Source organism: Klebsiella sp. ME-303, from assembly GCF_007910085.1.
Taxonomy (GTDB): domain Bacteria; phylum Pseudomonadota; class Gammaproteobacteria; order Enterobacterales; family Enterobacteriaceae; genus Klebsiella; species Klebsiella michiganensis.
This window is the reverse complement of the sequence record NZ_VOJB01000104.1, coordinates 219,651-245,471: the sequence shown is the minus strand read 5'-3', so window position 1 is coordinate 245,471 and position 25,821 is coordinate 219,651. Positions and strand designations below refer to the sequence as shown.

Below are 25,821 nucleotides of genomic sequence, written 5' to 3'. Positions count from 1 at the left end.
GTATTAACGCGTGCGGTATAAAGCCTCGACCAGGCTGAGTATCGCCAGCGCCTGGCCATATGGCATTGCAGTTAGGGGGATTCGTCGGTAATGGTCAAGGTCGTGTCCCATTGCCGTGCCAAATGAAACCTGGGTTAATTCTCCCTCCGGCGAGATATGCTCAATAATGCCTGCGATTGCTCGTTCGGCAACGGGTAGATAGCTGTCGTCGAGGTAGCCGAGACGTATCGCTTTCAGGATACCGGCTGCAAATCCCCCTGTTGCTGAGGCTTCAGCGTAGCTTGTTGCATCATCTAATAGCGTCGGCCATAGCCCGTTTTCACATTGACAGCGGGCGAGGGCGGATACCTGGCCCTGCAGGATGTTACAGAGCTGGCGATAGAAGGCGTCATGCTCATCAAGATTGAGCATTTCCAGTAGTTCAGGAATCGCCAGTGTTATCCAGCTATTGCCACGAGCCCATCGGGCACCGGCAAAATGATGCCTGCCGTCGAAATTCCAGCCGTGAAACCATAAACCACTTTTTCTATCCGTAAGGTAGTGAATGTGCTGTAGAAATTGAAATTTTGCTTCTTCTACCCAGTAAGGTTTTTGCAATAAAAGCCCAATCCTGGCCAGAGGCAGGACCGCCATCATCAAGGTGTCATCCCAGATTTGCTGATAATGCGCGTTTTCGTAGGTGACATGCTGCATGCAGCCTTCATCAGTGCGCGGAATCTGACGATAAAGCGCATCTCCCCACACTTCCAGATACGCGCGCCATTCGTGACGCGCGTCCTGCTGGTAGCGACTGGCAAGCGTCAAAAAAGGGATCGCGGTATTAATATTCTTCTCCGGCGTTCCTTCGGCGAAACGGGCGCTGAACCAGTCGTCAATAATCTGCCTGGCGCGAGATGAGCCGGTAAGTTCATGGTAGCGGTAGAGACCAAACAAGCCGATACCATGTGTCCATTCCCATCCAGCCCAGCCTTTTGTATCAATCACGCGCCCGTCAGGCAGGCGCTGCAGGAATTGACCATTGTCATCCTGAATTGCGGTGAGGCTATCGATCAGTTTTTCGATAAGACGGATGATTTCAGGATGGCTTATTTTCTGCGACATAGAGATTCCCTTGCGTTGTCGTTTCAGCTGTATGCTGCCAGTGGGTATTCATATGCGGATGCCCGGTAAGTAACTCTACGGTTTGTCGTACCTGCGTTGATGCATCTTCGGGTTTACCGCCAGACCGCAGACGCTCTAGCTCGAAGGTAAGCGTCTTATGACACTCCTGGCTTAGACGAAAGCGAAACGCGCCGTACATCGCCAGCAGAGTGAGTAAACCCGGTCCGATAAGGAATACCCACCAGATGCCGTTTAGCGCGGCGGCATCTTGCGACTCTGCACCTTTGGTAAAGCCAAACGCCTCCAGCGCCAGTCCAACAATAAACAGGGCCAGCGCCTGGGAAAATTTGCGCGTTAGCATCATGACGCCCGCGTAAATGCCTTCACGTCTGACGCCGGTATAAGCTTCATCCACATCAGGTAAAAAGTTGTAGACGTTCCATGGGATAAGATAGGTTCCGCCGCGTGCGATGCCCATCACGATGGCCCCGCCGAATAAGAATCCTGATAAATGGCTAATGGAGGCGGAAAGCTGGCTGAACCACAGTAGAGCGCACATAATCAGTGCAATTGCCAGTTTGTAGGCGTTGCCGTTGCCGATGCGAATACAAAGCCAGGTAAAGAAAGGGATGGCAAAAAATTGAAATAGCGTCATCAGGCTCATTGCCTGGGAAGCTAAGGATGCGCCGACCTGAAGTACATATGTAAGATAGTGCATAAACAGCGAGCCGAAAATATCCAGGGCGACGGCTCCGCCAACGTACATCATGATGTGAATGCGAAAAGTACGTAAACGGAAAGTTGAAGCCATTTCTCGATACAGCGAAATAATTGTTTTCCCCATCCCGCGCTGAGTCGAAGGCGGCGGGAGATTCTCCCGTTCCCAGGTTCCCCGCCAAACGAAGATCCACGGTAGGGCGAAGAGTACGGAAAAGACCAGGCCGATATATAAAAATGCCTGCGATTTATCGGCGACGTGCGCCAAAATTTGTCCTGGGATAAGTGCAGATAAAAACGCTGTCGCCTGGGCAAATAGCATCCGCGCGCCAGACATTTTTGAACGCAGATCGTAACGCGAGGTCATCTCCGCAGGCAGCGTATCGTAGGGCACCATCAAGAGGGTAAAAACGGTGCTGAATAACAAATAAGTACCAAGATACCAGGCATAGCCAAAACCGCTTACCCACATCAGGGCAAAGCAAAAGGAGAGCGGCGCGCCGATAATAAAGAATATTCGGCGTCGCCCCCAGCGCGTGCGAATATTGTCGGTGATATAACCCATGATCGGGTCGGTGATGCCATCCCAAATTTTGGCGATCGCAAAAATGGATGCTGCGGCGGCGGGAGAAAGGCCCGCCACTTCAATATAAAAATAAAGCAGCCAAAGCCCGGTGATCGTCATTGCCCCGCTGCCGAAGATATCGCCCATCCCCCAGCAGAGAATATTGCGTGTTTTTACTTCCCGTGGTGCCGTTACTGTCCTCGTCATTTTTCCTGTCTCTTCTGTCAGTAAAGAGGAAGTAGCACAGTAAAAGAGGTGAAAATTTTGCGGAATCGTCATTAAGGCGCTTTTGTTAAGAACTGAGAGCGGGGCGGAGAAAGCGGATTAAATGAAATAAATAGCGTGATATGGCCGGCAGTATTAGGACGGGCGAAAAAATGAAATGTGATAGCCATCGCTATTTCTGCGGAAGGAGCGAGAAGAAATGTGTCCGAAATCACAGATGAACTGCGGGAAAAAAGGACGTTGTGAGAACGGCGACAGATTACTTATGTCGATGCTGTTTTGCCCTACGGCGATCGATAATGACTGTGTTCAGATAGCATTCCCATTTCATCTCAGGAAATCCTATGAACATTTTTCTTTCAAACTGGCGCCCGCACGCAGATGGTATTACTCGCGACACTGAGATTTTTCAAAAAGCGCTGGATACCTTATCGCAAGCGGGCGGCGGTACGCTGGTGGTGGAAAGTGGAAAATATTACCTTGGCGGGTTACGCATGGGGTCAAACACCTGCCTGTGGTTGTCACCCGGTGCAGAACTCATCGTCAGCGATAATTATGCTGATTTCACCCAGGCGGTGGCCTTAAGCCGCGCAGAGTGCTCAGACCGGGCTTTCCTCTATGCCCTGGATGCCGAAAATATCTCGATTTGTGGGGGCGGTACTATTTACGGTAATGCCGATGGTTGGTTCTCCTCATCGGTTGATGATATGGGCTATCGCACGCCCGCCGAACAGCGGCCGCGCATGATTCTTCTGGAAAATTGCCAGCGGGTCAGGCTGGAAAATATCTGTATACACCATGCGCCGATGTGGACAATTCATCTTGTTTCATGTTCACAGGTGGTGATTGATGGCATTACCGTCGATAACGATCTGACAATGGCAAATACTGATGCGCTGGATATCGATAGCTGTCAGCAGGTACACGTTGCTAATAGTTTTTTTAGTGCGGCGGACGATGCAATTTGTCTGAAAACCACCGATAAACCGGCGGCTATCCAACGTCCTTTACGTCAGGTGACGATCGTCAATTGTACCCTGCGCTCAAAAAGCTGCGCTTTTAAAATCGGCACGGAAACCTGGCAAGATATTGAAGATATTGTGGTCAGCAACTGCACTATCTATGATTCGAATCGCGGTATCGGCCTGATTTCACGAGATGGCGGCCGGCTACGAAGAATGCTCTTTACCAGCATGACTTTTGAGTGTGTGGCGGCGCCAGCCTGTCACTGGGGGGAGGCGGACCCGATTTTCCTCTCCGCGCGTCGCAGGAATCCGCAGATCGAGCCCGGTGAGATTACGCAAATCCAGTTTCGTGGGCTTTGCGGAGAATGTGAAGGCGCCATCAATATGCACAGTGAAACCCCTTCCATGATCAACCGAATACGACTCGAGAGTATTCAGCTTACCCAGCGACTGCATTGCCACGGTTGGCAGGGGAATTATGATATTCGTCCGCCGTGTAATCCTCTTTCGCCAACAGGAATGGGTGTCGATAACGCCTGGTGCCTCAACCCAGAAACGGGAAAGGCCTGGGGAGTCGAACCCTATCCCGGAGGGCTACCCGTCCTGTTTGCGCAGGGGGTTTCCGATTTAGTCATCAGAGAACTTGATTGGCAGCGTCCAGTTCCCCTACCGGCAGGCTGGAATACGCAAGCGCTGTGTCTGGAAAAATGCGAGCGGTCATCCGTGCGGGAAACCTGAGCTAATGAAAAACGCCTCCAGCGGACGCCAGAGGCGGGAAAGTTTACTCTTCTGCCGCATATCCCTGCGGTGGAAGAGGAACATCATCAAGCCAGGCTTCGTTTCCTTCCGCGCGCAGGCGGCCATCGACAAACCAGCTGATAGCCAGGGGATAGATATCGTGTTCCTGCGCCTGTACGCGGGCGGTAATGTCGTCCTCGGTATCTTCAGCGAAAACCGGTACCTTTGCCTGCAGAACCACCGGACCTCCGTCCAGCTCATCGGTCACAAAATGCACCGACGTCCCGTGCTCCTCATCGCCATTTTCCAGCGCCTGACGATGGGTGTGCAGCCCCGGATATTTTGGCAGCAGGGAAGGGTGGATATTCAGCATGCGCCCCTGGTAGTGGGCGACAAAAGCCGGGCTAAGAATACGCATGTAGCCGGCGAGAACCACCAGATCCGGCGCGTAAGCATCGATCTCGTGCATCAGCTCGCGGTCGAAAGCTTCCCGGTTGGCAAACTGGCTGGCGGCGAGCGCGTGAGCCGGAATATTGGCCGCGCGCGCGCGCTCAAGGCCGAACGCGTCGGCCTTGTTGCTGAAGACTGCACGCAGGGTGCCGTTGATTTTTTTCCGGGCGCAGGCGTCAATAATCGCCTGCAGGTTGCTACCGTTACCGGAAATCAGCACCACGATGTTTTTCATTCAATGACCACACGCTGTTCGGAATCAGAGGCTTTGATATACCCTATTTTCCACGCGCTTTCACCTTTGTCGTTCAGGAAGGCAATGGCTTTATCCGCCGCTTCCGCCGGCAGCGCGATGACCATGCCGACGCCGCAGTTAAAGGTGCGATACATTTCGTGGCTGCTAACGTTACCCGCGGTTTGCAGCCAGTTGAACACGTCCGGCCACTGCCAGGAGGATTCATCAATGACCGCCTGGGTGTTGTCCGGCAGCACGCGCGGGATGTTTTCCCAGAAGCCGCCGCCGGTCAGGTGGGCGATGGCGTGCACGTCAACGTTGGCGATCAGGTCGAGTACGGATTTCACATAAATGCGGGTCGGCGCCAGCAGATGGTCGGCCAGCGGCTTACCGTTGAGATCGGTGGTTTGCGTGTCAACGCCGCTGACTTCGATAATTTTGCGCACCAGAGAGTAGCCGTTAGAGTGCGGGCCGCTGGAAGCCAGCGCCACCAGCACGTCGCCATCGGCCACTTTGCTGCCGTCGATAATTTCTGATTTTTCTACCACCCCAACGCAGAAACCGGCCACGTCATAATCTTCGCCGTGGTACATGCCCGGCATTTCCGCCGTCTCGCCGCCCACCAGCGCGCAGCCTGACTGCAGACAACCTTCGGCAATGCCGCTGATTACGCTCGACGCAGTATCGACATCCAGTTTGCCGGTCGCGTAGTAATCAAGGAAGAACAGCGGCTCTGCGCCCTGAACCACGAGGTCGTTTACGCACATAGCGACCAGGTCGATACCGATAGTGTCGTGACGCTTGAGGTCCATCGCCAGACGCAGCTTGGTGCCGACGCCGTCGGTGCCGGAGACCAGAACCGGTTCGCGATACTTCTGCGGCAGCGCGCACAGCGCGCCGAATCCGCCCAGTCCACCCATCACTTCCGGGCGGCGGGTTTTCTTCACCACGCCCTTAATACGGTCGACGAGAGCGTTGCCTGCATCAATATCCACGCCGGCATCTTTATAGCTGAGAGAGGTTTTATCGGTCACTGCGAAGTCTCCACGCGTTTGCGGTAGCAATAAAAAACGGCGCAATTCTAACAGGGATAGCAAACGTTTGCGAGCCTGCTTTGCAGCCGATGTAAAACGGCCGTTAAGTGCGCAAATTTGATACTGTTCACGAAAATGAAACCGGGTACATTCTTCTGCTTGCCAGCGTTGTCGGGAATAATCATCATGCCAGTGAAACCGGTTTCTTTTCTGATTTCTGGAGAGATAAACCGCGAATGTGATGGATTCTGGAGGAAAGCTGAGGATGAACATTGCCGCATTTGATATCGGTGGCACGGCGTTAAAAATGGGGGTAATGACGCGCGAAGGCACGCTGCTGGAGAAAGGAAAGCAGAACATCGTCGACAGCGACGGCGACCAGATCCTGCAGGCGATGCTGGCGTGGATCGCCGCTCACCCGGCGTGTGAAGGGGTGGCAATCAGCGCGCCCGGCTACGTTAACCCGCACACCGGCTTTATCGAAATGGGCGGCGCCATCCGTAAATTCGATAACTTCGCCATCAAGCGCTGGCTTGAGCAGCAGGTGCGGCTGCCCGTGGCCATTGAGAATGATGCTAACTGCGTGCTGCTGGCCGAGCGCTGGCGGGGTAAAGCCGCCGACATGAGCAACTTTCTGGTCCTGACCATCGGCACCGGCATCGGCGGGGCGATTTTTTGTAATAATCAGCTGGTCCACGGCGCGCGCTTCCGCGCCGGCGAGTTCGGCTATATGCAAACCGCGCGTCCGGGCACCCGCGATGTGCGGCGCTATTCGATGAACGAAAACTGCACGCTGCGCGTGCTGCGCCATCGCTACGCTGAACATATCGGCAAGGCGCTGGATGACGTCACTGGCGAAGAGATTTTTGACCGCTACGATGCGGGCGACGCCACCTGTCGACGTCTGGTCGCTGAATTCTTTAACGGCCTGGGTACCGGGCTTTACAACCTCGTCAACTTATTCGACCCGCAAACGATTTTGATCGGCGGCGGGATTGTGGAACGACCGGGCTTTCTGGCGCTGCTGCGCGAACATCTGGCCTGGTTTGGCATTGCGGAATATATCGACACCGTCAGCCACGGCAACGATGCCGGGCTGGTAGGCGCGGTTTACCATTTCAATCAGCAATACCGGTCGCAGAGCGGCGACTGCGCATAGGGAGAGAACATGTCCGGATTTAAAGAAGGTTTTCTGTGGGGCGGCGCGGTGGCGGCGCATCAGCTGGAAGGCGGCTGGAAAGAGGGCGGTAAAGGGGTGAGCGTCGCCGACGTGATGACCGCAGGCGCGCACGGCGTACCGCGCGAAATCACCGATGGCGTGCTGCCGGGGAAAAACTACCCCAACCACGAAGCGATCGATTTTTATCATCGCTATAAAGACGACATTCGCCTGTTTGCCGAAATGGGCTTCAAATGCTTCCGCACCTCCATTGCCTGGACGCGCATCTTTCCGCTGGGCGATGAGCAAGAACCTAACGAGGCCGGGCTGCAGTTTTACGACGACCTGTTCGATGAGTGCCTGAAGCACGGTATTGAGCCGGTGATTACGCTCTCCCACTTCGAAATGCCGTACCATCTGGTGACGGAGTACGGCGGCTGGCGTAACCGTAAACTGATTGATTTCTTCGTCCGCTTTGCCCGGGTGGTATTTACCCGCTACCAGCACAAAGTGAAGTACTGGATGACCTTCAATGAGATCAATAACCAGGCCAACTTCCACGAAGATTTTGCGCCGTTCACCAACTCCGGACTGAAATATCTGCCGGGGGAGGACCGCGAGCCGGTCATGTTTCAGGCGGCGCACTATGAGCTGGTCGCCAGCGCGCTGGCGGTTAAAGCCGCCCGCGAAATTAACCCGTCATTGCAGATTGGCTGCATGATCGCCATGTGTCCGATTTACCCGCTGAGCTGCGCGCCCAACGACATGATGATGGCGATGAACGCCATGCATCGCCGCTACTGGTTTACCGACGTTCACGTGCGCGGCCGCTATCCGCAGCACCTGCTGAACTACTTCGAGCGTCGCGGTTTTGCGCTGGACATCACCGAAGAAGACCGCGTGGCGCTGACTCAGGGCTGCGTCGACTATATCGGCTTTAGCTACTATATGTCGTTCGCCACGAAAGCAACGGATGATAATCCGCAGCTGGATTACGATGAAAGCAAGAGCCTGGTTTCCAACCCGTACGTGCAGAAGTCAGACTGGGGCTGGCAGATTGATCCGGTCGGGCTGCGCTACTCCCTGAACTGGTTCTGGGACCATTACCAGCTGCCGCTGTTTATTGTGGAGAACGGCTTTGGCGCCATCGACGTGCGCGAAGCGGACGGCTCGGTGGATGACCAGTATCGTATTGACTACCTTTCCGCCCATATCGCCGAAATGAAAAAAGCGGTTGTTGAGGATGGCGTCGACCTGATGGGCTATACCCCGTGGGGCTGTATCGACCTGGTTTCCGCGGGAACCGGTGAGATGAAAAAACGCTACGGCTTTATCTACGTGGATAAAGATAATGAGGGCAACGGCACGCTGGCGCGTAGCCGTAAGAAATCTTTTGCCTGGTATCAGCAGGTTATCGGCAGCAACGGCGAAAAGCTATAAACGGCCGTAAAGCCCCATTCAGCCCCGCCTTCGCGGGGTTTTTTTATTTTGTCTTATACTGGCTCAGGCAGCGTAAAGCATTTTGGTTGATCCCGGTCAAACATATCGGCTATGGCGTAAAAGGAAAAAGGCGGTATAATCCGGCGATTTTTTTTGTGGCTGCCCCTCAGAGGAGAAAGAGAATGAAGATCGTGGAAGTGAAACACCCACTCGTCAAACACAAGCTGGGCCTGATGCGTGAGCACGACATCAGCACCAAACGCTTCCGTGAACTCGCCTCAGAAGTTGGCAGCTTACTGACTTATGAAGCTACTTCCGATCTGGCGACCGAAAAAGTCACCATCGAAGGCTGGAACGGCCCGGTAGAAATTGAGCAGATCAAAGGCAAGAAAATTACCGTAGTGCCGATTCTGCGCGCGGGTCTGGGGATGATGGAAGGCGTGCTTGAGCACGTGCCGAGCGCGCGTATCAGCGTGGTGGGCATCTATCGTAACGAAGAGACCCTTGAGCCGGTGCCTTACTTCCAGAAGCTGGTATCCAACATCGACGAACGCATGGCGCTGGTGGTTGACCCGATGCTGGCGACCGGCGGCTCCATGATCGCCACCATCGACCTGCTGAAAAAAGCGGGCTGCTCCAGCATTAAGGTGCTGGTTCTGGTGGCGGCGCCGGAAGGCATCGCCGCGCTGGAGAAAGCGCATCCGGACGTTGAGCTGTACACCGCGTCCATCGACCAGGGCCTGAACGAGCACGGATACATTATTCCGGGGCTCGGCGACGCCGGCGATAAGATTTTTGGTACGAAATAAATGATGAAGTAGAAAAAGCCGACTTTGAGAGTCGGCTTTTTTTTGAATAAAACACACCAACAGCAATCAACAAACGACTCTCAGAGGAAAATGCCATGACGCGCCGTGCTATCGGGGTGAGTGAAAGACCGCCGCTTTTACAGACAATCCCGCTTAGTTTGCAACATCTGTTCGCCATGTTTGGCGCAACGGTACTGGTGCCCGTTCTGTTCCATATCAACCCGGCCACGGTACTGCTGTTTAACGGCATCGGAACGCTGTTATATCTTTTCATCTGCAAAGGCAAAATTCCGGCTTATCTTGGATCGAGCTTTGCGTTTATCTCCCCGGTGCTGCTTCTGCTGCCGCTGGGCTACGAAGTCGCTCTCGGCGGCTTTATCATGTGCGGCGTGCTGTTTTGTATCGTCTCCTTTATTGTCAAAAAAGCCGGAACCGGCTGGCTGGACGTGATGTTCCCACCGGCGGCGATGGGCGCGATTGTCGCGGTTATCGGCCTGGAGCTGGCGGGCGTGGCGGCGAATATGGCCGGTCTGCTGCCCGCTGACGGGCAATCGCCGGACAGCAAAACCATTATTATTTCGATGGTGACGCTGGCGGTGACGGTTTTCGGTTCGGTGCTGTTCCGCGGTTTCCTGGCGATTATCCCGATTTTAATCGGCGTCCTGGTCGGCTACGCGCTCTCCTTCGTGATGGGCGTCGTCGATACCACGCCCATCGCCGAGGCCCACTGGTTCGCGCTGCCGACCTTCTACACCCCGCGCTTTGAATGGTTTGCGATTTTCACCATTCTCCCCGCCGCGCTGGTGGTGATCGCCGAGCACGTTGGACATCTGGTAGTCACGGCCAATATCGTCAAAAAAGATCTGATCCGCGATCCGGGCCTGCATCGTTCAATGTTTGCCAACGGCCTGTCTACGGTGATCTCCGGCTTCTTTGGCTCCACGCCAAACACCACCTACGGCGAGAACATTGGCGTGATGGCGATCACCCGCGTCTACAGTACCTGGGTTATCGGCGGCGCGGCGATCATCGCGATTCTGCTCTCCTGCGTCGGCAAGCTGGCGGCGGCGATCCAGATTATCCCGCTGCCGGTAATGGGCGGCGTCTCACTGCTGCTGTACGGGGTTATCGGCGCTTCGGGTATTCGCGTGCTGATCGAATCTAAAGTCGATTACAACAAGGCGCAGAACCTGATTCTGACCTCCGTTATCCTGATCATCGGCGTCAGCGGGGCAAAAGTGCATATCGGCGCCGCCGAGCTGAAAGGCATGGCGCTGGCGACCATCGTTGGCGTCGGGCTGAGCCTGATCTTCAAACTGATTAGCGTGCTGCGTCCGGAAGAGGTGGTTCTCGACGCTGCGGATAGCGAAGAAGCAAAACATTGATCCTTATACCGGGCGGCGATCCTGCCCGGTTCTCTCCTTGCGTATTTCTGTGCTAAACTCTCCGCGTTTTTCTGCAAGCCTATGTTGAGGTCCATCTGAACGCACCGGCACAGCTCTCTTTGCCACTGTATCTTCCCGATGATGAAACTTTCGCGAGTTTCTGGCCGGGCGATAACCCTTCTCTTCTTGCCGCCCTTCAGAACGTGCTGCGGCAGGAACATAGCGGATACATCTACATCTGGTCACGCGAAGGGGCGGGGCGCAGCCATCTCCTGCACGCGGCCTGCGCGGAGCTCTCCCAGCGCGGCGATGCGGTGGGCTACGTACCTCTGGATAAACGGACGTGGTTTGTTCCTGAAGTGCTGGACGGGATGGAGCACCTGTCGCTGGTTTGTATCGATAATATTGAGTGCGTAGCGGGCGATGAACTGTGGGAAATGGCGATTTTCGACCTCTACAACCGCATTCTCGAGTCCGGTAAAACCCGGCTGTTGATTACCGGCGACCGACCGCCGCGCCAGCTCAAGCTTGGCCTGCCGGATCTGGCTTCGCGTCTTGACTGGGGGCAAATCTACAAGCTGCAGCCGCTGTCGGATGAAGACAAGCTCCAGGCGCTTCAGCTTCGCGCCAGACTGCGCGGTTTCGAAATGCCGGAAGACGTCTGTCGGTTCCTGCTTAAGCGGCTGGATCGCGAAATGCGTTCGCTGTTTATGACGCTCGATCAGCTCGATCGCGCTTCCATTACCGCCCAGCGCAAGCTGACCATTCCTTTCGTGAAAGAGATCCTCAAGCTTTAGCGGGCCGCGGCCTGAGGATCAACAACTTAGTTAACGATTTCCAGAACCTGCTCCGGCGGGCGACCGATACGGGCCTCGCCGTGGCTAACGACGATAGGCCGTTCAATCAGCTTTGGATTATCAACCATCGCCTGGATCAGCGCATCTTCGCTAAGCTGCGGGTTTGCGAGATCGAGGGATTTATAGAGATCTTCTTTCTGGCGCATTAAGTCGCGCGCGCTGGCCATCCCCAGCATCTTCAGCAGCTGGCGCAGCGTGGCGGCATCCGGCGGCGTCTCCAGATAGAGCACCACTTCGGGGTCGATGCCGTTAGCCTTCAGCAGGCTCAGCGTGTCGCGACTCTTGGAGCAGCGCGGGTTGTGATAGATTTTGACCGTATCGGACATGAGGTCTCCTTACATTTTCTGGTACGGTTTGAAGCGTTCCTGCAGCTGACGCAGCTGATCGATACGCGCATCGTAGCGGGCCTGCTGCAGGCTGCCTAATTTTACCTGTGAGCTGGCGCTGCTGAGCAGGGTAATGGCCTGATCGAGTCGGCCAACCAGCGCCATGCCTTCCGCTCGGGCTGCCAGCTCCTGATCGCGATTTCCCAGTTTAGCTTCCGCTTGCGCCAGCAAATCCCAACCATTGACGTCATCTTTATTATTGAAGGTATAGCGGTTAAGGATCGTCGCCGCTTCCCCCGGCTGCCCGCCTTCCAGCAGGGCGTTGGCGAGGTTGAGCTGCAGCACCGGATTAGTACGCAGCTCGCGGGCGCCCTTCAGGCGATTAATCGCGTCTGTGGCTCTCTTTTGCCCGAGATCGATATCGGTCGCCAGGTCAAGGTACCAGGCGTTCTGCGGTTCGGCGCTCAGCAGCGGCTGCAGCGTTTTGCGCGCCAGATCGTAATTGTTATTGCCCATGGCCAGCAGCGCGCGGCCGTACTGGGCGGCGTGCTGCTCGCGAATATTGCCTTTTTCCCAGCTGCTCAGCAGGTCGTTGCCCAGCTTATTGTCGCCGGAGGTGTACATGCCCAGCGTTCTGGCCTTCGCCAGGTAGAAGTCAGCGGAGGACTGCACCACAACCGGGCGCATCTGGTTCGCACGGTTGCGGGCGTCGGCGAGACGGCTTTCCGGTAAGGGGTGGGTCAGCAGCATTTCCGGCGGCCGGGTGGAGTAGCGCGACTCGTCGAGCAGCTTACCCATAAACGCCGGCATTGCCTGCGGGTCGAACCCGGAGCGCTGAAGGACCTGAATGCCAATGCGGTCGGCCTCTTCTTCATTTTGACGGGTAAAGCTGATCAGCCCCTGCTGGCTGCCCGCCAGGGTGCCGGTCAGCGCGGCCATCCCGGCCTGCGGGCTGGCCATCGCCAGCAGAATCGACCCCAGCGCGCCGACCCAGGTCAGCGGAGCGTTACGCTTTTGGTCTTCCATCGCGCGGGCGAGATGGCGCTGGGTGACGTGAGAAATTTCGTGCGCCATTACCGACGCCAGCTCGCTTTCATTATCCGAGTAGCGGAACAGGGCCGAGTGCAGTACGACGTTACCGCCGAAGAAAGCAAAGGCGTTTATTTGATCGTTATTAATCAGATAAAAGTGGAACGGGGTGCGAACGGAATTGGCGTGCGACACCAGGCGCATGCCTAAACCGTTAATATACTGCACCAGCAGCGGATCGTTGATTAACGGCGCGCTGCCGCGCAGCTGGCGCACGTAGTAATCTCCCATCTGCATTTCCTGGCCGATGGAGAGCGTGCTTCCTGCAGAGGTGCCCATGTCCGGCAGCGTGTCTGCGGTATCGGCAAAAGCAGGTAATATTGAACCCAGCGTCAGCGACGCTATGACGGTCGCCACCAGCGTTTTCTTCAACTGCCTGAACATAACCTCTGTCCTGTAATGTAGGTGTGCCAGTTTGACCGATTGTGCGGCGTAATGTTCCCTGACCGCAAGCAGGTCCAGCGAGTTTAGCCGTCGTTCGCGGCGTTGCAAATATGATATTCATCCGGCCAGTAATGTTTGTGGTTTTACCCATAAAAAGCGAAGTCTTTTTTGTGACATTTCGATACAATTCCTGAGATTGTTACAGTTCCGCTCTTCAGGGAAGGGTTTTATGCTCCAGATGTTAATGCAGTGGTACCGTCGTCGGTTCAGCGACCCGGAGGCGATAGCGCTGCTGGTCATTTTGCTGGCTGGGTTCGGCATTATGTTTTTCTTCAGCGGCCTGCTGGCACCTTTGTTAGTGTCGATTGTTCTGGCCTATCTGCTGGAGTGGCCCACCGTCAGACTGGAGCGTATCGGGTTTTCACGTACCTGGGCCACCTCGGTCGTTCTGATTCTGTTCGTCGGCATTCTGCTGCTGATGGCGTTTGTGGTGATGCCGGTTGCCTGGCAGCAGGGCATTTATCTGATTCGCGATATGCCCGGGATGCTGAATAAACTTTCCGATTTCGCCGCCACGGTGCCGCGCCGTTATCCGGCCCTCATGGATGCCGGCATTATCGACGCGATGGCGGAGAATATGCGCAGCCGGATGTTAACCGTCGGCGACTCGGTGGTGAAATATTCGCTGGCCTCCCTGGTCGGGCTGCTGACCCTGGCGGTCTATCTGGTGCTGGTGCCGCTGATGGTTTTCTTTCTGCTGAAAGATAAAGAGCAGATGCTTAACGCCGTACGCCGGGTGCTGCCGCGCAACCGCGGCCTGGCCGGGCAGGTATGGAAAGAGATGAACCAGCAAATTACCAACTATATTCGCGGTAAGGTGCTGGAGATGATCGTCGTCGGCGTGGCGACGTGGATTGGCTTTATCCTTTTTGGCCTCAACTATTCGCTGCTGCTGGCGGTGCTGGTGGGGTTCTCGGTATTAATCCCCTATATCGGCGCGTTTGTGGTCACCATTCCGGTGGTGGGCGTGGCGCTGTTCCAGTTTGGCGCGGGAACCGAGTTCTGGAGCCTGTTTGCGGTGTACCTGATTATTCAGGCGCTGGATGGCAACCTGCTGGTGCCGGTACTCTTCTCGGAAGCCGTTAACCTGCATCCGCTGGTGATTATTCTGTCGGTGGTGATTTTTGGCGGTCTGTGGGGATTCTGGGGCGTGTTCTTCGCTATCCCGCTGGCGACGCTCATCAAAGCGGTGGTGCACGCCTGGCCGGATGGCCTGATAGTGGAAGACGAGCATTAGCGCGAAGCCGCAAGGAATGCCCTAAAAAAAGACGCCGGGTGGTTGAGAACGACCCGGCGTCTTGCGTTTATCTTAGCGTCAGGCGTTTTCTTTCAGCCAGTTCAGCACCACGTCGTGGTGATTGCTGGTTTTGAAATCATCAAACACATGTTCGATTTTGCCGTTGGCGTCGATGAGGAAGCTAATACGATGGATACCGTCGTAGGTTTTCCCCATAAAGGTTTTTTCACCCCAGATACCAAACTGCTCGCATACCTGATGATCTTCATCAGACAGCAGAGTGAAGTTCAGCAGCTCTTTTTCGGCGAAACGGGAGAGTTTTTCTGGTTTATCCGTACTGATACCCAGTACTTCAACGCCTGCTTTTTTCAGGTCGTCCATATTATCGCGTAAACCGCACGCCTGTACGGTGCAGCCCGGGGTCATGGCTTTCGGATAAAAATAAACCAGAACACGCTGTCCCTGGAAGTCGGTCAAATTTACTTCCTCGCCGTCCTGGTCCGGTAAGCTAAATTTCGGTGCAATATCACCGGCTTTCAGTGGGTTCATCACTCAAACTCCATCCTGTTCATCATGCTGTGAATAATTAACAATGTTAATACTGCCTTGTGCATTCAGTTCTGTACATAGGGCTTTGAACGCTTGTTCGATATTTGATGCATTTTGCGTAGTCGGGCTGTGGGCGGTGATTTGAATAAAAAGCTGTGCTGACTCGTCGTTCGCTCCGGGCTGAGTGCGGGAAACCAGCTCGGCAATGTTCATTTTCCACGTATCGCACAGCGCCGTAAACCGCTCAATGATATGCGGCGAATCCGGCACCTCAACCTGTACCCAGACGGTGTTCTGCATCGCCTGAGGTGGTCTCGCGGTTGTACGCTTCATCACGATAAGCAGATCCAGCTCGGCGCCTTTCAGCGGCAGAGTGGATTCAATCAGGTTAATTGCATTCCACGAGCCGGAAAGCAGCATGATAAACGTAAACTCATCGCCAAGCATGGCCAGCCGACTGTCTTCAATATTACAGCCGCAGCTGCTGACGTGACGAGTGATCGTATTCACGATGCCTGGGCGGTCAGCACCCAACGCGGTAATAACCAGATAGTGTTGTAATGAGGCTGTCAAACCTGTTCTTCCTTTAAAAAGGTGAGGTAACGTTAGGAAAGCATAAAAAAAACCGGCATACAACATCCCTGATGGCATCGGGTCTCTTGCTTTTATTACGACTCCAAACGTAACATTGAGAATCTTGTCCCACTTATGCTCTGAGGATGGCCCATGTTTACGGGAAGTATTGTAGCGCTTGTCACGCCAATGGATGAAAACGGCAACGTCTGCCGGTCAAGCCTGAAAAAACTGATTGATTATCATGTCGCCAGCGGAACCTCGGCGATCGTTTCGGTAGGGACTACCGGAGAGTCCGCAACATTGAGCCATGAAGAGCATGGTGATGTGGTGATGCAGACGCTGGAGCTGGCCGACGGGCGTATCCCGGTCATTGCCGGTACCGGTGCAAATGCAACCGCAGAGGCGATTAGCCTGACCAAGCGATTTAACGATAGCGGCGTGGTTGGCTGCCTGACGGTAACGCCGTATTACAACCGTCCGACCCAGGAAGGGCTGTTCCAACACTTTAAAGCTATCGCAGAACATACTGACCTGCCGCAAATCCTGTATAATGTGCCGTCCCGTACCGGTTGCGATATGCTGCCTGAAACCGTTGGTCGTCTGGCGGAAATTAAAAATATTATCGGTATTAAGGAAGCGACGGGGAACTTAAGCCGCGTTCATCAGATCAAAGAGCTGGTTTCAGATGACTTTATTCTGCTGAGCGGCGATGATGCGACCGGAATGGACTTTATGCAGCTTGGCGGTCATGGCGTGATTTCCGTAACGACAAACGTTGCGGCGCGCGAAATGGCCGAGATGTGCCGACTGGCGCTAGCAGGTCAATTTGCCGAAGCTCGTGCGATTAACCAGCGTCTGATGCCATTGCATACCAAATTATTTGTCGAACCCAACCCTATCCCGGTCAAATGGGCCTGTAAGGCGTTGGGTCTTGTGGCGACCGATACGCTACGCCTGCCGATGACCCCGATTACCGAAAACGGTATTAAGGTTGTGACCGCAGCGCTGAAGCATGCCGGTTTGCTGTAAAGTTTAGGGAGATTTGATGGCTTACTCAGTACAGAAGTCGCGCCTGGCGAAGGTTGCGGGTGTTTCGCTGGTTCTACTCCTCGCGGCCTGTAGTTCTGACTCGCGCTACAAGCGTCAGGTGAGCGGCGACGAGGCCTATTTGCAGGCTACGCCGCTTAGTGAACTTCACGCGCCAGCAGGGATGATCCTGCCGATTCAGGTGGGTGATTATAATATTCCGGTTGCGACCAGCACCGGTAACACTGGCAAAGCCCTGGACATTCGTCCGCCGGCCCAGCCACTGGCGCTGGTCAGCGGCGCGCGTACGCAGTTTAACGGTGATACCGCGACGCTGATGGTGGAAAACGGGCGCAGCGGTTCGCTGTGGGCGCAGGTGGCAAGCATCGTGCAGTCGAAAAACTACACTATCGCGAAACGCGACGATGCCAGCCAGACGCTGAATACCGACTGGGTCGAATGGAATCGCCTCGATGAAGACCAGCAGTATCGTGGTCGCTATCAAATCTCAGTTAAGCAGCAGGGCTATCAGCAGGCGGTGATCGTGAAGCTGGTGAATCTGGAGCAGGCGGGTAAACCTGTTGCCGATCCGGCTTCGCTGCAGCGCTACAGTACCGCCATGCTGAACGTCATCTCCGAAGGTCTGGATCTGAACGCCACCAGCGCGCAGAACGCCGCGCAGAAAAACGCCGGGGCGACCTTCGACGTGCAGAGCGGCGCTGATGATACCGGCCTGCCGATGCTGATCGTTCGCGCGCCGTTTAACCTGGTGTGGCAACGCCTGCCGGGCGCGCTGGAAAAAGTGGGCATGAAGGTCACCGATAGCTCTCGTTCTCAGGGCAGCTTCTCCGTCACCTACAAACCGCTTTCCGACAGCGGCTGGACCGATCTGGGCGCCCGCGACCCGCAGCTGGTTTCCGGCGATTATAAACTGCAGGTCGGGGACCTCGATAACCGCAGCAGTCTGCAGTTCATCGACCCGAAAGGCCATACGCTGACGCAGTCGCAAAATGATGCCCTGGTTGCCGTATTCCAGGCTGCATTAAGTAAGTAATTAACAGGGCTGGAGCAATCCGGCCCTTTTTAATGTATAGTGACGCAAACGTGTGCGTCGGCAGAAAAGCACAAATTTTTATCGTTAATCATCACTGGAGTGACAAAGATGCAAAAGCAAGCTGAGTTGTATCGTGGTAAAGCGAAGACGGTATACAGCACCGAAAACCCGGATCTGTTGATACTCGAATTCCGTAACGATACGTCAGCAGGGGACGGCGCTCGCATTGAGCAGTTCGATCGTAAAGGCATGGTGAACAACAAGTTCAACCATTTCATTATGAGCAAGCTGGCGGAAGCGGGTATCCCGACCCAGATGGAAGCGCTGTTGTCCGATACCGAGTGTCTGGTTAAAAAGCTGGATATGGTGCCGGTGGAGTGCGTGGTACGTAACCGCGCTGCCGGTTCGCTGGTGAAACGCTTAGGGATTGAAGAGGGCATCGAGCTCAACCCACCGCTGTTCGACCTGTTCCTGAAAAACGACGCCATGCACGACCCGATGGTCAACGAATCCTACTGCGAAACCTTTGGCTGGGTGAGCAAAGAGAACCTGGCGCGTATGCAGGAGCTGACCTACAAAGCTAACGATGTGCTGAAAAAGCTGTTTGACGATGCGGGCCTGATCCTGGTGGACTTCAAGCTGGAGTTCGGTCTGTTCAAAGGCGAAGTGGTGCTGGGGGATGAATTCTCTCCGGACGGCAGCCGTCTGTGGGATAAAAAAACCATGGATAAAATGGACAAAGACCGCTTCCGCCAGAGCCTTGGCGGCCTGATTGAAGCCTACGAAGAAGTCGCTCATCGCCTGGGCGTGAAGCTCGACTAATCCCCCGACGCCAGAAGAAGTTTTCTTCTTCTGGCGCTCTTCTTGCTGTTTCCTGTGGTAATCCTCCGCTGAACCGCCTACGATCTTATTCATTGGTTAATATGATGAATTGAGGTGCTTATGCGCTGGCAAGGACGTCGCGAGAGCGACAATGTGGAAGATCGTCGTGGTCAATCTGGTTCACCGATGGGCGGAGGAGGCGGTTTTCGTCTCCCCAGCGGTAAAGGCGGCATTGTACTGCTGATTATTGTTCTGGTGGCGGGCTATTACGGCGTGGATTTAACCGGCATGCTGACCGGCGAGCCGGTATCTCAACAGCAAACCACCCAACGCTCCATTAGCCCGCAGGATGAAGAGGCCGCGAAATTCACGAAGGTGATTCTGGCGGACACGGAAGATACCTGGGACGCTATTTTTAAAGATATGGGCCGTCAGTATCCGCAGCCCAAACTGGTGATGTACCGCGGCGCGACGCGGACCGCCTGCGGCACCGGTCAATCGGTCATGGGGCCTTTTTACTGCCCTGCGGACAGCACGGTGTATATCGACCTGTCATTCTACGATGAGATGAGAAACAAGCTTGGCGCCGGCGGCGATTTCGCGCAGGGCTACGTTATCGCCCACGAGGTTGGCCATCACGTACAAAAGCTGTTGGGTATTGAATCGAAAGTGCGCCAGCTGCAGCAAAACGCTTCGCAGGCGGAAGCGAACCGTCTGTCGGTAAAAATGGAGCTACAGGCGGACTGCTTTGCCGGCGTCTGGGGCTACAACATGCAGAAGCAAGACTACATGGAGACCGGCGATCTGCAGGAAGCGCTGAATGCCGCAGAGGCGATTGGCGACGATCGCCTGCAGCAGCAGAGCCAGGGGCGCGTCGTGCCGGACAGCTTTACCCACGGAACGTCGCAGCAGCGCTATACCTGGTTTAAACGCGGTTTCGATAGCGGCGACCCGGCGCAGTGCAACACCTTCGGCAACGCGCTGTAATGCTCTGTTGTCATGGATGAACTGCGTCACCTGACGGCGCAGATGGCGCGCGAAGGCGTTCGTCGTCTGCTGGTTCTCAGCGGCGACGATGCCTGGACCCTGCGTCAGGCGCAAAGAGTCCGTACCGCGCTGGCGGGCGACGGGCTGTGGGTCGGCCCGCGTCCGATGCCCGAGCCGTACGTCTCGTCTGCTGCCCTGAAATCGCTGCTGGGCCGCGAATTCCAGCACGCCTTTTTCGATGCCCGCGAGGGTTTTGATGTGGCGGCCTTTGCCGCATTAGCCGGTACGCTGCGCGCCGGAAGCTGGCTGGTATTGCTCACCCCCGACTTTGCGCAATGGCCGGCCCGTCCTGATGCGGATTCTCTGCGCTGGAGCGACGCTCCCGACCCCATCCCTACGCCGAATTTTGTTTATCGTTTTTGCCAACAGATTAGTGCGGATAACGCGTCCATTCTCTGGCGGCAGGGCAATGAACTTGCGGCGCCCGCGTTACCCGTGCGCCCGCCATGGCATCCCGCCGACGGACATCCGCAGGCGGAGCAGGCTGCCGTGCTTGCCGAACTGGCCCGGTTCCCTCCCGGTATTGCGGCGCTAACCGCCGAGCGCGGGCGAGGCAAGTCCGCGCTCGCGGGAATGCTTATTCGCCATCTGGGGGGAGATGCCATCGTCACGGCACCGGCGCGGGGAGCAGCGGAGGTGATGGCGACATTCGCCGGGGAGGCTTTCCGCTTTATGGCCCCCGACGCACTGCTGGCTTCCGGCTGCACCGCCGGATGGCTGATTGTCGATGAGGCCGCGGCCATCCCCGGGCCGCTGCTGCGCCAGCTGGTCTCCCGCTTCCCGAGGACGCTGTTGACCACTACCGTTCAGGGGTACGAGGGGACGGGACGCGGCTTTTTGCTTAAGTTTTGCGCCAGTTTTGCGCACTTACGGCAGTTTAGCCTGACGACGCCCATCCGTTGGGCAAGCGGCTGCCCGCTGGAGGCGGCGATTGCGCGGCTGCTGCTGTTCAACGACGAGACCTTTCAGCACGCGCCAGGCGGCGATATCGTGCTGGAAAGCGTCAGCCAGGAGAGCTGGCGGCGACAGCCTGCGTTACCGGAAGCGATGTATCAGCTGCTCTCCGGGGCCCACTATCGCACGTCGCCGCTGGACCTCCGGCGCATGATGGATGCGCCGGGGCAGCATTTTACCTGCGCCCGCGGCGGGGAGCGCATCGCCGGATCGCTATGGCTGGTGGAGGAGGGCGGTCTTGAGCCGCCGCTTAGCCAGGCGGTGTGGGCCGGCTATCGTCGTCCGCGCGGCAATCTGGTGGCGCAGTCGCTGGCGGCGCACGGCGGTAGCCCACTGGCGGCTACGTTAGCGGGGCTGCGCATCAGCCGTATTGCCGTGCATCCGGCTCGCCAGCGCGAAGGGCTGGGGCAGCGGCTGGTGGTCCGGGCGGCGTCGCAGGCTGCGGACCGGGATTATCTCTCGGTGAGTTTTGGCTACACGCCTGAGCTGTGGCGCTTCTGGCAACGCTGCGGTTTTACGCTGGTGCGGCTGGGCACGCATCGGGAAGCCAGCAGCGGCTGTTACACCGCGATGGCGCTCTATCCTCTCAGCGAAGCGGGCCATCGCCTGGCACGCGAAGAAGCCCAACGGCTGCAGCGCGACGAATTCTGGCTGCGCGAGTGGCGAGATGAACCTGTGCCGCTGACGGCGCTGAAAGCGACTATTCTTACTGAAGAAGACTGGCTGGAGGTGGCGGGTTTTGCTTTTGCCCATCGTCCGCTGCTGACCTCGGCGGGTAGCCTCAATCGCCTGCTTATATTGGTGGAGCTGCCGCTTCCGGCGCTGCGGGCCCGCCTGCAGCAGCAGGATGAGGCCGCGCTTTGCCAAACGTTAGGTTTATCCGGACGGAAAGCGCTGCTGGCCAGGCTGCGCGAAGAAGCGGCGCAGGCGCTGCTCAGCCTGGATGAAAACCGCGCCAACGACCTGCGCCGGCAGGTTCAAATGCTGCAATTTTTTTAACTAACTCCTTCAGTTAAATGGCATGGTCATATTTCGCCTGCGGCGTAAACTTCCTTGCAGACATTAAGGAGACAGCCATGAAACACGATCATTTTATTGTTCAAAGCCCCGCGACACCTGCACAGCAACTGCTGCTGCTGTTTCATGGCGTCGGCGATAACCCGGTGGCCATGGGGCAAATCGGTAGCTGGTTTGCGCCGCTGTTTCCCGATGCGCTGATTGTCAGTATCGGCGGCGCTGAGCCGTGCGGTCCGCCTCCGGGACGCCAGTGGTTTTCCGTGCAGGGCGTTAGCGAAGAAAACCGCCAGCAGCGAGTGGATGCCATCATGCCGACCTTTATCGAAACGGTGCGCTACTGGCAACAGCAGAGCGGCGTCAGCCCGCAGGCGACGGCGCTGATCGGCTTCTCACAGGGGGCGATTATGTCGCTGGAGAGCATTAAAGCCGAGCCGGGTCTGGCATCGCGGGTGATCGCCTTTAACGGCCGCTATGCGACGCTGCCGGAGACCGCGACGACCGCGACCACTGTTCACCTGATCCACGGCGGTGAAGATCGGGTGATCGATCTGGCGTGGGCGGTGGCGGGGCAGGAGGCGCTGCAGCAGGCCGGCGGTGACGTGACGCTGGATATTGTTGAAGATCTGGGGCACGCGATTGACGATCGCAGTATGCAGTTTGCCCTCGATCATCTGCGCTTTACCGTACCGAAGCACTATTTCGACGAAGCCCTCAGCGGCAGCACGCCGAAAGACAGCGATATTATTGAACTGCTGTGATAATAAACCCGGAGGCGGCGCGATGCGCCTGTCCGGGCTACCGGACCTGCAGACGGGCTGGAAACCCGTAGCCCGGGCAAGGCGCGTTAAGCGCCGCCCCCGGGATAAAGAGCGCAGAGTGGGATAATTTCCCGGAGGCGATGCTGCGCATCAGTCCGGGCTACCGGACCTGCAACGAGCTGTAAACCCGTAGCCCGGGCAAGGCGCGTTAAGCGCCGCCCCCGGGAAAAGAGCGCAGAGTGGGATAATTTCCCGGAGGCGATGCTGCGCATCTGTCCGGGCTACCGGCCGGCAGACGGGCTGTAAACCCGTAGCCCGGGCAAGGCGCGTTAAGCGCCGCCCCCGGGAAAAGAGCGCAGAGTGGGGTAATTTTCCGGAGCCGATGCTGCGCATCTGTTCGGGCTACCGGACCTGCAGACGAGCTGGAAACCCGTAGCCCGGGCAAGGCGCGTTAAGCGCCGCTCCCGGGAAAAGAGCGCAGAGTGGGGTAATTTCCCGGAGGCGATGCTGCGCATCTGTCCGAGTACCGGACCTGCAGACGAGCAGGAAACCCGTAGCCCGGGCAAGGCGCGTTAAGCGCCGCCCCCGGGATAAAGAGCGCAGAGTGGGGTAATTCCCCGGAGGCGATGCTGCGCATCAGTCCAGGCTACCGGCCGGCAGACGGGCTGTAAACCCGTAGCCCGGGCAAGGCGCGTTAAGCGCCGCCCCCGGGAAAAGAGCGCAGAGTGGGATAATTTCCCGGAGCCGATGCTGCGCATCTGTCCGGGCTACCGGACTTGCAACGAGCTGGAAACCCGTAGCCCGGGCAAGGCGCGTTAAGCGCCGCCCCCGGGAAAAGAGCGCAGAGTGGGATATTTTCCCGGAGGCGATGCTGCGTATCTGTCAGGGCTACTTGACCCGCGTCGAACTCGCCGGGCGATTGCTTTATGGCAATCCGCGGTAAGATGTTACTTCTTCTTCGACGGGTCGTTCTTCGGCCAGTCGTCATCGTCGTCCCACTTGTCGTTGAAGTCGCGATGCGGGGGCAGATCCGGTTTATTGTTGAGAAATTTTTTGTGGTCAACGCGGGTCAGATCTTTAATCACGTTGATCATCACGCCCACCAAAAATACCAACACCAGAACCCACCAGTATTTCGTTAGCCAATCCATGCGCTTACCTCTTCTCTATTGATGCCGTCAGGCGACCAGCTGTTCCATGATGCGTTGGTACATCCGCGCCAGCAGCTGGAGGTCGGCGGCATTCACACACTCGTTTATTTTATGAATGGTGGCGTTCACTGGCCCCAGTTCAACCACCTGCGCGCCCATACGCGCGATAAAGCGCCCGTCGGAGGTGCCGCCGTTGGTCAGCAGCTGCGGTTTTATTTCATTATAGTGCTCAATGGCGTTAACCACCGCATCAACCAGCTTACCGCGGCTGGTCAGGAACGGCTGGCCTGAGAGCCACCAGTCGACGCTGTAGCGCAGCGCGTACTTCTCCAGCAGCGCCACGACGCGCGCTTTAATCATTTCGTCGGTCAGCTCGGTGCTAAAGCGGAAGTTGAACTGGACGAACATATCGCCGGGAATCACGTTGTTGCTGCCGGTGCCGGCCTGCACGTTAGCGATTTGCATACTGGTCGGCGGAAAGAACTCGTTGCCCTTATCCCATTCGATATTCACCAGCTCCGCCAGCATCGGCGCGGCGCGGTGCACCGGGTTATCGGCGAGATGCGGGTAGGCCACGTGCCCCTGCACGCCGTGAATGGTCAGGTTGCAGGTCAGCGAGCCGCGACGGCCGTTTTTCACCACATCGCCGACGACTTCGGTGCTGGACGGTTCGCCGACCAGGCAATAATCCAGGCGCTCGTTGCGCGCCATCAGCGCTTCAACAACCTTAACGGTGCCGTTTTTGGCGCTGGCTTCTTCATCAGAAGTGATCAGGAAGGCCAGACGACCTTTATGATTCGGATACTGAGCGACAAAACGTTCGGCGGCGACGACCATTGCCGCGAGCGAGCCTTTCATATCCGCGGCGCCGCGGCCAAACAGCATGCCGTCGCGAATGGTGGGTTCAAAGGGGGGATTAATCCAGCGATCGGCGTCCCCCGACGGGACGACATCGGTATGGCCGGCAAACGCCAGCGTTTCCCCGCGCCCGCGCCAGGCCCAGAAGTTTTGGGTATCCCCGAAATCCATCGGTTCAACGGTAAAGCCAATCGCACGCAGGCGTTCAATCATTAACGCCTGGCATCCCGCATCATCGGGGCTGAGGGAAGGGCGGCGAATAAGCTGCTGAGCCAGCTCAATGACCGGGCAAGACATAGACTACACCTCGTTAAACTGCTGATAACTTGATTCACTGAAACCCAGCAGCATAGGCTGACCGGGCGCGCAGAGCAATGGGCGTTTAATGATTGCCGGCATTTCCAGCATCAGTTTTGCCGCAGCGTCGGCGTTATTGATACCGGCGCGGACCGTTTCATCCAGCTTGCGCCACGTCGTCCCCCGGGTGTTAAGCAGGGCTTCCCAGCCGAGTTCAGCGATAAAGGTATCTAATAAAGTGCGATCCAGACCATCGACACGATAATCATGAAAGCGATATTCTATCTGCTGCGTCTCCAGCCAGCGGCGAGCCTTTTTTATGGTGTCGCAGTTTTTTATCCCGTACATGGTAAGCATGATTAAACCTTTTCCGTTGAATTAAACGATTGGCTAAGAATGTTCCGAATATATAAGCCCTGAATAAATAATACGTGAAATGCTTTAATAAATATCGTTTTTTCCCGTCGGGATATATTCATCGTTACATTTTGGCTGTTTTTTAAACGCTCCCTGACGGTGTTTCCTGGCCTCAAGGCGGATCCCGGTGATTCAGGCTGATGAACAAATGTTGCTAAATGTTGCTGTTGGTCACATTAAAATGCGCAAAATCGGCTCATAGTACTTACGAATGAAAGAGAACGTTCCGCAGGGGGTAATGAAAGTTATCAGTACGATAGCGCAAACAGGCTTTTAACCATCAATGAATTTGCATAAAATCACCCATAATAATAAGAGAGGCTATTATGATTGAACACGAACTGGGGAACTGGAAAGACTTTATCGAAGGCATGCTTCGTAAATAGTTTTCCGCAATAAAAGCATGGCGATTTCACAGGCAGAATAATAATGCAGTTGAAGCGACCACATGAAAAAGGCGACCTGTCCGGTCGCCTTTTCTGTTATTTGGCCCTGGCGAAAATATCGTCAGGGCGCGTC

At 56.2% G+C, this 25,821-nt stretch carries 25 protein-coding genes; 14 read left to right on the top strand and 11 right to left on the bottom strand.

From position 1 onward, the window contains the following. Nucleotides 1-3: 3 nt before the first annotated feature. Both FQK12_RS26965 and FQK12_RS26960 read right to left on the bottom strand, forming a co-directional pair. Nucleotides 4-1,101 carry a glycoside hydrolase family 105 protein gene (locus tag FQK12_RS26965; protein WP_004853118.1) on the bottom strand — a complete coding sequence of 366 codons (1,098 nt, stop codon included), beginning with the start codon at nt 1,099-1,101 and terminating at the stop codon, nt 4-6. Beyond that, nucleotides 1,076-2,530, bottom strand: coding sequence for an MFS transporter (locus FQK12_RS26960; RefSeq protein WP_014230349.1), 1,455 nt, complete (start codon nt 2,528-2,530; stop codon nt 1,076-1,078). Before FQK12_RS26960 ends, FQK12_RS26965 begins: the two co-directional genes overlap by 26 nt. Nucleotides 2,531-2,952: 422 nt before the next feature. Between FQK12_RS26960 and FQK12_RS26955 the strand changes: the two genes are divergently transcribed. Beyond that, nucleotides 2,953-4,311, top strand: coding sequence for a glycoside hydrolase family 28 protein (locus FQK12_RS26955; protein ID WP_014230348.1), 1,359 nt, complete (start codon nt 2,953-2,955; stop codon nt 4,309-4,311). Between the two features lie 43 nt (nt 4,312-4,354). On the opposite strand, the gene purN is transcribed toward FQK12_RS26955, so the two are convergent. Then, entirely contained in the window at nt 4,355-4,996 is a 642-nt protein-coding gene (gene purN, locus FQK12_RS26950) for a phosphoribosylglycinamide formyltransferase (protein WP_014230347.1), read from the bottom strand. Further along, complete coding sequence (gene purM / locus FQK12_RS26945) at nt 4,993-6,030, bottom strand: phosphoribosylformylglycinamidine cyclo-ligase (RefSeq protein ID WP_014230346.1); 1,038 nt, start codon at nt 6,028-6,030, stop codon at nt 4,993-4,995. The genes purN and purM overlap by 4 nt, the downstream gene beginning before the upstream one ends. 265 nt (nt 6,031-6,295) lie before the next feature. Between purM and bglK the strand changes: the two genes are divergently transcribed. The 5 genes from bglK (at nt 6,296) to FQK12_RS26920 (ending at nt 11,620) form a co-directional block, all read left to right on the top strand. Next, nucleotides 6,296-7,189 carry a beta-glucoside kinase BglK gene (bglK, locus tag FQK12_RS26940; protein ID WP_014230345.1) on the top strand — a complete coding sequence of 298 codons (894 nt, stop codon included), beginning with the start codon at nt 6,296-6,298 and terminating at the stop codon, nt 7,187-7,189. A 9-nt stretch (nt 7,190-7,198) separates the two neighbouring features. Further along, on the top strand, nt 7,199-8,629 hold the full coding sequence (locus tag FQK12_RS26935; protein WP_014230344.1) for a 6-phospho-beta-glucosidase: 1,431 nt from the start codon (nt 7,199-7,201) through the stop codon (nt 8,627-8,629). A gap of 182 nt (nt 8,630-8,811) precedes the next feature. After that, nucleotides 8,812-9,438 (top strand): uracil phosphoribosyltransferase, encoded by a 627-nt coding sequence (gene upp / locus FQK12_RS26930; RefSeq protein WP_004123492.1) that lies wholly within the window; start codon nt 8,812-8,814, stop codon nt 9,436-9,438. Nucleotides 9,439-9,533: 95 nt separating this feature from the next. Then, a complete protein-coding gene (uraA, locus tag FQK12_RS26925) occupies nt 9,534-10,823 on the top strand; it encodes a uracil permease (protein ID WP_004853099.1) in 1,290 nt (429 codons plus the stop codon). 95 nt (nt 10,824-10,918) lie between these two features. Further along, nucleotides 10,919-11,620 (top strand): DnaA inactivator Hda, encoded by a 702-nt coding sequence (locus tag FQK12_RS26920; protein WP_211800913.1) that lies wholly within the window; start codon nt 10,919-10,921, stop codon nt 11,618-11,620. Between the two features lie 26 nt (nt 11,621-11,646). On the opposite strand, the gene arsC is transcribed toward FQK12_RS26920, so the two are convergent. Further along, nucleotides 11,647-12,006: an arsenate reductase (glutaredoxin) gene (arsC, locus tag FQK12_RS26915; RefSeq protein WP_004853095.1), complete on the bottom strand. Its 360-nt coding sequence runs from the start codon at nt 12,004-12,006 to the stop codon at nt 11,647-11,649. A gap of 9 nt (nt 12,007-12,015) precedes the next feature. After that, nucleotides 12,016-13,479: a beta-barrel assembly-enhancing protease gene (gene bepA, locus FQK12_RS26910; RefSeq protein WP_004853093.1), complete on the bottom strand. Its 1,464-nt coding sequence runs from the start codon at nt 13,477-13,479 to the stop codon at nt 12,016-12,018. A 229-nt stretch (nt 13,480-13,708) separates the two neighbouring features. On the opposite strand from bepA, the gene FQK12_RS26905 reads away from it, so the two are divergent. Then, nucleotides 13,709-14,776 (top strand): AI-2E family transporter, encoded by a 1,068-nt coding sequence (locus tag FQK12_RS26905; protein WP_004123481.1) that lies wholly within the window; start codon nt 13,709-13,711, stop codon nt 14,774-14,776. Nucleotides 14,777-14,854: 78 nt separating this feature from the next. On the opposite strand, the gene bcp is transcribed toward FQK12_RS26905, so the two are convergent. Further along, nucleotides 14,855-15,325 carry a thioredoxin-dependent thiol peroxidase gene (gene bcp, locus FQK12_RS26900; RefSeq protein WP_004104423.1) on the bottom strand — a complete coding sequence of 157 codons (471 nt, stop codon included), beginning with the start codon at nt 15,323-15,325 and terminating at the stop codon, nt 14,855-14,857. Nucleotides 15,326-15,328: 3 nt separating this feature from the next. Next, nucleotides 15,329-15,898, bottom strand: coding sequence for a glycine cleavage system transcriptional repressor (locus FQK12_RS26895; protein ID WP_004123480.1), 570 nt, complete (start codon nt 15,896-15,898; stop codon nt 15,329-15,331). Nucleotides 15,899-16,051: 153 nt separating this feature from the next. Here FQK12_RS26895 and dapA point away from each other — a divergent pair, with 153 nt between their 5' ends. The 6 genes from dapA to ypfH all read left to right on the top strand — a co-directional run bounded on the left by dapA (nt 16,052) and on the right by ypfH (nt 22,579). Beyond that, the gene (dapA, locus tag FQK12_RS26890) at nt 16,052-16,930 is read left to right on the top strand and encodes a 4-hydroxy-tetrahydrodipicolinate synthase (RefSeq protein ID WP_004853086.1); all 879 of its coding nucleotides are present in this window, start codon (nt 16,052-16,054) and stop codon (nt 16,928-16,930) included. Nucleotides 16,931-16,946: 16 nt separating this feature from the next. Next, nucleotides 16,947-17,981, top strand: coding sequence for an outer membrane protein assembly factor BamC (bamC, locus tag FQK12_RS26885; RefSeq protein WP_004853085.1), 1,035 nt, complete (start codon nt 16,947-16,949; stop codon nt 17,979-17,981). 108 nt (nt 17,982-18,089) lie between these two features. Further along, nucleotides 18,090-18,803, top strand: a complete 714-nt coding sequence (gene purC / locus FQK12_RS26880) for a phosphoribosylaminoimidazolesuccinocarboxamide synthase (RefSeq protein ID WP_004104417.1) — start codon at nt 18,090-18,092, stop codon at nt 18,801-18,803. Between the two features lie 120 nt (nt 18,804-18,923). Beyond that, nucleotides 18,924-19,790, top strand: coding sequence for a neutral zinc metallopeptidase (locus FQK12_RS26875; RefSeq protein ID WP_032720525.1), 867 nt, complete (start codon nt 18,924-18,926; stop codon nt 19,788-19,790). A gap of 12 nt (nt 19,791-19,802) precedes the next feature. Continuing rightward, nucleotides 19,803-21,803, top strand: a complete 2,001-nt coding sequence (locus FQK12_RS26870; protein WP_014230342.1) for a tRNA(Met) cytidine acetyltransferase TmcA — start codon at nt 19,803-19,805, stop codon at nt 21,801-21,803. A 77-nt stretch (nt 21,804-21,880) separates the two neighbouring features. Further along, nucleotides 21,881-22,579 carry an esterase gene (gene ypfH, locus FQK12_RS26865; RefSeq protein ID WP_004853078.1) on the top strand — a complete coding sequence of 233 codons (699 nt, stop codon included), beginning with the start codon at nt 21,881-21,883 and terminating at the stop codon, nt 22,577-22,579. 947 nt (nt 22,580-23,526) lie between these two features. On the opposite strand, the gene FQK12_RS26855 is transcribed toward ypfH, so the two are convergent. The 3 genes from FQK12_RS26855 to FQK12_RS26845 are packed head-to-tail and all read right to left on the bottom strand — an operon-like array spanning nt 23,527 to nt 25,242. Next, complete coding sequence (locus FQK12_RS26855) at nt 23,527-23,730, bottom strand: YpfN family protein (RefSeq protein ID WP_004123464.1); 204 nt, start codon at nt 23,728-23,730, stop codon at nt 23,527-23,529. Between the two features lie 27 nt (nt 23,731-23,757). Next, entirely contained in the window at nt 23,758-24,885 is a 1,128-nt protein-coding gene (gene dapE / locus FQK12_RS26850) for a succinyl-diaminopimelate desuccinylase (RefSeq protein WP_014230341.1), read from the bottom strand. A gap of 3 nt (nt 24,886-24,888) precedes the next feature. After that, nucleotides 24,889-25,242, bottom strand: coding sequence for an ArsC family reductase (locus FQK12_RS26845; protein WP_004853073.1), 354 nt, complete (start codon nt 25,240-25,242; stop codon nt 24,889-24,891). 386 nt (nt 25,243-25,628) lie between these two features. Here FQK12_RS26845 and ypfM point away from each other — a divergent pair, with 386 nt between their 5' ends. Further along, entirely contained in the window at nt 25,629-25,688 is a 60-nt protein-coding gene (gene ypfM, locus FQK12_RS26840) for a protein YpfM (protein WP_100181659.1), read from the top strand. The last annotated feature ends 133 nt before the right edge of the window (nt 25,689-25,821 follow it).